This is a genomic window from Myxococcus sp. XM-1-1-1, from assembly GCF_020037095.1.
GTDB classification, from domain to species: Bacteria; Myxococcota; Myxococcia; order Myxococcales; family Myxococcaceae; genus Myxococcus; species Myxococcus fulvus.
In genome coordinates this window covers 257100-264765 of sequence record NZ_JAIQDH010000014.1, presented here as the reverse complement: position 1 = coordinate 264765, position 7666 = coordinate 257100, and the positions used below count along the sequence as shown (strand labels likewise).

Annotated in this window: 5 protein-coding genes; all 5 read right to left on the bottom strand. The window is 68.6% G+C overall.

What is annotated here, in order from left to right; translation table 11 throughout:
- Nucleotides 1-35: 35 nt before the first annotated feature.
- Nucleotides 36-200, bottom strand: a complete 165-nt coding sequence (locus K8640_RS25970; RefSeq protein ID WP_223749520.1) for a hypothetical protein — start codon at nt 198-200, stop codon at nt 36-38.
- Nucleotides 201-2465: 2265 nt separating this feature from the next.
- Nucleotides 2466-2852, bottom strand: coding sequence for a VOC family protein (locus tag K8640_RS25965; RefSeq protein ID WP_046718731.1), 387 nt, complete (start codon nt 2850-2852; stop codon nt 2466-2468).
- Between the two features lie 241 nt (nt 2853-3093).
- On the bottom strand, nt 3094-3762 hold the full coding sequence (locus tag K8640_RS25960) for a hypothetical protein (RefSeq protein ID WP_223749519.1): 669 nt from the start codon (nt 3760-3762) through the stop codon (nt 3094-3096).
- Nucleotides 3763-4368: 606 nt separating this feature from the next.
- Nucleotides 4369-5022, bottom strand: coding sequence for a 16S rRNA (guanine(527)-N(7))-methyltransferase RsmG (gene rsmG / locus K8640_RS25955; RefSeq protein WP_223749518.1), 654 nt, complete (start codon nt 5020-5022; stop codon nt 4369-4371).
- Between the two features lie 98 nt (nt 5023-5120).
- Entirely contained in the window at nt 5121-6971 is a 1851-nt protein-coding gene (gene mnmG, locus K8640_RS25950) for a tRNA uridine-5-carboxymethylaminomethyl(34) synthesis enzyme MnmG (RefSeq protein WP_223749517.1), read from the bottom strand.
- Between the last annotated feature and the right edge of the window lie 695 nt (nt 6972-7666).

Genomic DNA, 7666 nt, shown 5'->3' with positions numbered 1-7666 from the left:
AACACGGCATGGCCTTGGTGTGGACCGCTTCCGTTTCATGGCTGCGCGACCAGCGCGACGACGGCACGCGCCGCATGCGGGTGCGCGTTCCACGTGGAACACGGCATGGCCTTGGTGTGGACCGCTTCCGTTTCATGGCTGCGCGACCAGCGCGACGACGGCACGCGCCGCATGTGGATGTGCGGTTCGAACTGGAACACGGCGTGGCCTCGATGCGGACGTCTCCACCTTCGTGGCGGTGAGACCCGCGAAGCGCCGGCACACGCCGCATGCAACTGCACGGTTCCACGTGGAGCAGGCCATGGCCCTGGGCGGAACTCTTCACCTCCGTGACAGTGAGGCCCACGAGGCGCCGTCACACGCCACATGCGGATGCACGATTCCACGTGGAACAGGACGTGGCCTCGGGGCTGAGCTTTTCACCTTCGTGGCGGTGACGCCGCTGGCACACGCCACATGTGGATGCACGGTTCCACGTGGAACAGGACGTAGCCCCGGGGCGGAGTTCCTCAACTTCGTGGCGGTGAGACCCGCGAGGCACCGGCACACGCCACATGTGGATGCACGGTTCCACGTGGAACAGGACATGGGCTCGGTGCGGGCGTCTCCACCTTCGTGGCGGTGAGGTCGCTGGCACACGCCACAGGCGATGCGCCGTTCCGCATGGACCACGGCCTCGGCGCGGACCTCTTCACCTTCGCGGCTTCGGGGTCAGGGAAGCGCCGGCACACGCCGCATGCGGATGCGCGTTCCATGTGGAACGCCACGCGGTCCCCGGATGCCCATCGGCCTGCGTCACTTCCAGCGTGGTGAAGGCACGAGGACTGACTTCTGCTGCCCGGCCCCTTTCACGAGGAAGTTCGTCGACCTTGTCGCCCATCGAATCGATGGGCATCGCGAAGGTGTCGACCTCCCTCAACCGAGGCCCACCTGCATGGCCGCATCGCGTTCCACGTGGAACGCCTCGTGGTCATCGGCGGACTGCTCGACCTGCTTCGTATCCATCCGGTGGTGGCCTGAGTCTTCGTTGCGGTGTCTACGCCTCCCGCGAAGACGGCCATCGACTCGCCGCACCCTCTTCCGGTTGAGCGCATCGTGATGGTGGGGACAACCACCGGCCACAGGCCGCTGCTGCCCGTTCCGCAGTCGCGGACCGAGTCGAACGCGAACTGGCATCGGCCCACTTCTCGAATCGTCACCGAAGGCACTGACGGCGCGCCTCCGCTTCATGGACCGTGGTCCCGCTCCACGTGCAGAGAGGCCTCGCATCCACCGACCGAAGTCCCGGACCCGACGCATGGGACCCGGCGGCCTCCACACCAGGTCAGCGACTCGGTCCGCATCCGCGTTCCTCACACGTGGCAACCCGCTCTTCGAATCGCTGCACGAAAGCGTGGGTGGCACTGTCCGGAAGCGACTCGGTCCTCATGTTCGGCGACCCGTCATCAGACGGCGCTTCGAACCGCTGCGAGCAAGCAAGGGTGCCGTCGTTCGGGCCCGCAGTACTGCAAGTTGGAGCAGGGCCCGGCTCGCACGGCTGCTCGTCGACTCTCCGCTGCGACATGGCCCCCATGAGACAGACCGAAACCCTCATCGGTTGGCTGAAGGCACGGCCGCATCAGCTCGAAGGGTTGAGGCATCCCGCGCAGCCGAAGCTCGCTCACACGCGTTGCACCTGGCCACACAACCCGTCGGCTTCAACCCTGCTCCGGATGCAGTGGTGCAATCGAGCCCTGGGCCGTCTCCACCGAGTCGTCGTGCTCGCTGCGCGCAGTTCCTCCATCCCTCCGCTGCTGACTGCTCCACCCCGCCGGGGAGCATCGACTCATGCATGAGTCAGTGGCCAGCGCGCTCACCTCTGGGGGACCTCATCGAGTACCTCGCGCGGCGGTGTTCCAGCCACTGTCTCGAAGGGCGCGGATTGGCGGGACCTCACCGCGGCTGCACAGCAAGCACTGGCTGACGAAGTCTTCACCGCCATCTTCGAGGCTTCATCCCAGACCACCTCATCGATAAGGCTCTTGCGGCCCTGTCGACCTCTCGGCAACGCGAAGTCAGGCAACGCTCGCATGCTCTCGACGCGTGCCGTTCGACGTCGCACCCGGCGCACCGCACCCCACCGAATCCAACAGAGCGGATGCACGCACGCATCCCGTGTTGGACTCCGAGCAAGGCACTGCCCGGCGCTTCGGAGCACAGGCTGGCGTGTGCGTCGATGCAGCGAACCGTGGGCTCCTCGCATGTGCACCGATTCACTTCGGAGAGCGCTCGTCACCTCGGCTGCCCGGCTTCAACACGCGTTCTCATCCTCACGGAGACGATGCGCGTCCAAGCCGCGCTCACCCGGGTGCGTGGAGCGCACGAACACCTCACGCGGCATCGACTCACGCACGCTCGCGAACACCTGCGCTGGAGCCGCATCCACGCGAGCAGTGACGCATCACCGAGCCGACGCATGCACCGCACTACCGCGTCCACTCACCTTGATAGAGCACCACGCGGTACCCATCCGGGTCCTCGAAGGTCATCCCATTCACGTCCCAATAGGGATTGTGTGAGCGCACCGGTTCGAAGCCCGCTTGCACCATGCGCTTCACCCTCGCCTTCCACTCGTCCCGCTGCGGCACGTAGAAGACCAACAGGTGTTCCTTCGACGGCGCACGCGGAGCCTCGTGGCCTCGCTCCACCGTGAACTCCAGATGGTAGGGCAGGCCGGGACAACCGAGCATCACGCCGTCGAAGCCCGCGTGGTCCTCGAAGCCTCCTCGCAGCTCGAAGCCGAGTCCCTCCCGATAGAACCTCACCACGGGCGCGAGACTCCGCGTCGGGCGCGCCACCCTCATCTTGCCCATGTCCATGCCAGCTCCATCCTCTCGTCGAGGACGGCATCCACCCGAGTGACAGCGGTGATGCGCGCACCACGCGCTCGACGAGGTGCGGTCAGCATGGCGCTGTCCGGCATCTCCAGGTTCCCGAACGGCAATGCGATGGCAGGAATCCACCCCATCGTCAGCGCATCACTCGGAAGAACGGCGAGCGAGCCTGACGCCAGACGCTCGCCGTGCACTCGACCCTGAAGGTCCTACCCACGACTCAGAACTTCGGAGGCACGTGCTCCACGAAGTAGGCCTGCTTGTGTCGAGGCTCCGCGTCGTACGCGGTGGCGAGCTCCCGGGCGCGCGTCTCACTCGAGAACACGGCCACCTCCGCGCGATTGCCGTGCTCATCCTGTCGGACCACGGCCCAACCCTCACGCGGACGCGGCGGAGGAACCGGCGGTGTTCCACGCGCCTCCACCGCGTACCACTGCTTGTGCGCCCGCGCTTCCAACCTGCGCGCCAGGCACTCGGCATGACTTCGCTGGCCCATCACACAGACATCATGGCGATTGCCCGTGTCGTCCTGCCGGTACACCGCCCAGCCGTCCTTCGCGCGAGGCGCGTCGGCATCCAATCGCCACACCACCTCACCCCGCCACCAGTCGAGGTGCGCGAGCGCATGGTCCAGTTCGTCCTCTCGCGCGATGACTTGGAAGAAGTTCTTCACTTCCAGGTATGCGACGACGAACTTGAAGCCACAGTCCGCGCGCCAACCCCAATAACGAGTGGGTCCCCATCCGTCGCCATCCGCATCCCGCTGATGCGCGGGCCCCCAGCGTCGCTCGAAGTCCGCGAGCGGGACTTCCGCGGCGGCGACAATGAAACGATTCGAGGGCTCGTCATCGCCCCACACCACGGGGCGGTCCGTCGGAAGCGGCTTCATCCAGGACACCTCCACCTCGAACCTAACGTCGACATCCACGGTCTTCAGTAGGGGCTCCTCACTCCGGCGACGACCGCTGAAACCTCACAACAGTTGCTCGAATGAGCGCTCGGTCCACCCCAATCCATCGCAACCCGATGACCGTTGTCCGAGGCGCCCACTCACGCACACGACTCAGGAGAAGGGCCTCACAACCCCTCCCCTCCCCCACCGTGCTCAGGGGTTCAGCGCCTTCCACTTCCTGGTGGGTTCCACGAGCAACGAGGCCCGGACTCGGTGTCGAGCGCGGGGCCCTCGAGCGCCCGTTGGATGGCGCGCTCGAAGACCTTCATCCGCCGGGAGATATCCATCTTCCAGGACGTCGCGGGTCGAGGAGCGCGGCCCGCATCTTCCGGGACGCATGGTGACAACCCTGCGTCACCGAAACGATTCCCAGCTCCGCGGGTGGATGGGAAAACCATCAGTACCGTCGCTAAGACGGAGTCGACGACATCTCCGTGGCACGCGATGTAACCGGCCAACGTGACGTTCGTCGTGAGCCCCCCTACCGTGTCGAGGACGAGCGGGAAGCGGCTCACTCAAGAGGGAGCCTTCTCCCCCCCTGCCCTACCGCCGCGCGAACACCGCGACCTGACGCTCGGCGCCGGAGAACGGCAGCCGGTACGCACGGGCGGACACCACGCGCAGCTCGCGCTCCTCGGCGCGCGCCGCCAGCTCCGCGTCCGTCTGCGCCTTGCCGAGCATCGCCACCACGCGCCCGCCCTCCGCCACATACGCGGGCGCCAATCCCAACCAATCCGGCAGGTCCATGAACGCGCGGGCAATCAACAGCTCCGCGCGGGGGATGCCCTCCGTCTCCGGCTGTCCCTCCGCGCGCGCATGCAGCCCGCGCACGCCCTGCAACCGCAGGCTCGCCGCCGCCGCCTTGATGAACGCGACCTTCTTGCCCACCGTGTCCACCAGCGTCACGCCGAGCGACGGCAGCGCAATCTTCAACGGCAGTCCCGGGAAGCCCGCACCCGCGCCCAAATCCAACAGCGACGCCGCGCCCGTCACCTCCGGCAGCACCGCCAGCGAGTCCAGGAAGTGCTTCTCCAGCACCTCCTCCGGCGCGGTAATCGCCGTCAGGTTCACCTTGGCGTTCCACTTGAGCAGCTCCGCCATCAGCTGCTGCAACCGGGGCCCCACGTCCTGCCCCACCGACACGCCCAGCGCCTGGCAACCGGATGCCAGCAGATCGTCGAACCGCGTGTTATCCACAGCCCCTCCACAGCCGGCGGAGTCTCAACCCCCCGGAATCATTCAGGGGATTTTCATCCCCAAAGTTTCCCACACGTTATCCACACCCCCAGTCCTGATCACTCCAGGGGGTGTCCGTCCCCGCCGCCCGAGGGCCCCGAGACGCGCTTGAGCGCCACCAGCAGCAGGGACACCGCGGTGGGTGTCAGCCCTGGAATCCTCCGGGCCTGCCCTACCGTCGAGGGCCGGTGCGAGGCCAGCTTCTCCGCCGCCTCCTTGCTCAGCCCCCGCACCTCGCCGAAGCGGAAGCCCTCCGGAATCCGCCACCGGTCCGTGGCCTCCGACTCGCGCGCCGCCGCCCGCGCGGCCTGGGCGATGTAGCCCTCGTACTTCACCTCCACCTCCACCTCCTCGGCCACGTCCTCCCCCACCGAGGGCCAGTCCGCCCTCCCCTCCCCCAGCGCCAGGTACGTCACCTCGGGCCGCTTCAGCCTCGCCGCCAGGCCCGTGCGCTTGAGCCGGGTGACCTCCTCCGTCACCGCGCGCCGCCGCGCCTCGGCCCGCTCCAGCGCCTCGCGCGGCAACAACCCCACGCGGTGCCCGTGACGCGCCAGCCGCAGGTCCGCGTTGCCCTCGCGCAGCTTGAGCCGGTGCTCGGAGCGGCTGGTGAACATGCGGAACGGCTCGTCCACGCCCTTGGTCACCAGGTCATCCACCAGCACCGCGCCGTGCGCCTCGTCGCGGCCGAGCACGAGCGCCGGCTCGCCCTTCACCCGCAGCGCCGCGTTGAGCCCCGCCCACAGGCCCTGGAAGGCGGCCTCCTCGTAGCCGGAGGTGCCGTTGAGCTGCCCCGCGAAGTACAGGCCCGCGACGGACTTGGTCTCCAGCGTGGGGTGCAGCTGCGTGGGCGGCGAGTAGTCGTACTCCACCGCGTAGCCGAAGCGCACGACCTCCACCTTCTCCAGCCCGGGGATGGTGCGCAGGAAGTCGAGCTGCACGTCCGCGGGCAGGCTGGTGGACAGCCCCGCCGGGTACACGAGCGGGGAGTCTGGCCCCTCGGGCTCGAGGAACACCTGGTGCCGCTGGCGGTCCGCGAAGCGCACCACCTTGTCCTCCAGCGACGGGCAGTAGCGCGGGCCCCGGCCGACAATCTCCCCCTGGTACAGCGGCGAGCGGTGCAGGTTGTCGCGCAGCACCCGATGCGTCTCGAGCGTCGTCTGCGTCATGCCGCACGTCACCTCGCGCTGACGTGGGAACGGCACTCCGGAGGCCTGCTCCACGCGCGTGCGCCAGGAGAACGGGCGCGGCGGGAAGTCACCGGGCTGCGGCTCCACGCGGTCCCAGTCGATGCTCGCGCGAGCGAGCCTGGCCGGCGTCCCCGTCTTGAAGCGGCCCAGCGTGAAGCCCAGGCCGCGCAGCGAATCCGACAGGCCCTTGGCCGCGTCATCCCCGAGCCGTCCGCCGACCTCCTTCTTCTCGCCCACGTGCATCAGCGCCTGGAGGAACGTGCCCGTGGTGAGCACCACCGCGGACGCGGCCACGTCGGTGCCGTCGCCCATCCGCACGCCCGTCACCCGGCCACCCTCCGTCACCAGCGCGGAGACTTCGCCCTCGCGCACGGTCAGGTTCGGGGTGTGGAAGAGGACGTCCTGCATCAGCGCGGCGTACTGCTCGCGGTCGCAGAGGATGCGCGTGGCCTGGACCGCGGGGCCCTTGGAGGCGTTGAGTATCTTGAAGTGCGTGCCGGCCAGGTCCGCCACGCGGCCCATCTGTCCGCCGAGCGCGTCCAGCTCGCGCACCAGGTGGCCCTTGGCGGTGCCGCCCACGGCGGGGTTGCAGCTCATCACCGCGGAGCGCTCGCGCTTCAGGGTGACTGCCAGCGTCGAGAGGCCCAGCCGCGCGCACGCGAGCGCCGCCTCGCTGCCGGCATGGCCCAGGCCCACCACGATGACGTCGTACCGGAGTCCCATCGCTCACGAGGGTCGCCGGAGGGCCACCGGGCCTGACCGGGCCCGAGCATTCCGTCATGGCGCCCCGAGCACCCTGGCTCCGGGCGCGCCGCGACCGTGCGTGTCCGTATGTCTCCGGCGGACGCCCTTGGCAAGCAAAGGGAAGGTTTACGGGAGCGCGCGAGGCGGGCAGTGGGAGGGGTTGAGGAGCTGCCTGCCTCGCGCGCACCGGCCATCCTCCGTGAGGTTCAGTCCCGTACGACGGGCTTCCCCCCTCGGCCTGGATGGCGAATCCAAGAATGTCGGGCGGGCCTCCTCGGGCTCGCCGGTCCTGCTGCCAAAGCGCCTCGCGTCCCCGCGCGGTCGCTCCAAGTCCCCCTCTTCACGAGGAGGGCCCATGCCCCCTCGGTGGTTCGTCGCCCCTACTGGCGTCGCACACACGGAGGGCGGGCCTTGGCCGTGCGGTGAGGGCGCTACGGAGAGCTCGAGTCTCTTGGGAGGCCCTGCTCCCCCGTGTGCGCGACGGGGATATGAATAACCGGAGGGTCTGACATGCCGGCTTCCGCCGGGCGGGGCTCCTGGGGGTGGAGGTGGGAGGCGGGCGCTTCCCCGGAAGCCGGCCCTTGGGAGGCTGGGATTGTTCGCGGCGGGGAACACACCGTTGACGGTGGGGAGTGCTGGTCAGCCGACGTCCACGCCGCTATCCACACCGCTCA

Excerpts from the sequence above, each read along its gene's own strand:
- K8640_RS25965 (WP_046718731.1), bottom strand. The coding sequence starts at position 2,852 with ATGGGCAAGATGAGGGTGGCGCGCCCGACGCGGAGTCTCGCGCCCGTG.
- K8640_RS25960 (WP_223749519.1), bottom strand. The coding sequence starts at position 3,762 with ATGAAGCCGCTTCCGACGGACCGCCCCGTGGTGTGGGGCGATGACGAG.
- mnmG (WP_223749517.1), bottom strand. The coding sequence starts at position 6,971 with ATGGGACTCCGGTACGACGTCATCGTGGTGGGCCTGGGCCATGCCGGC.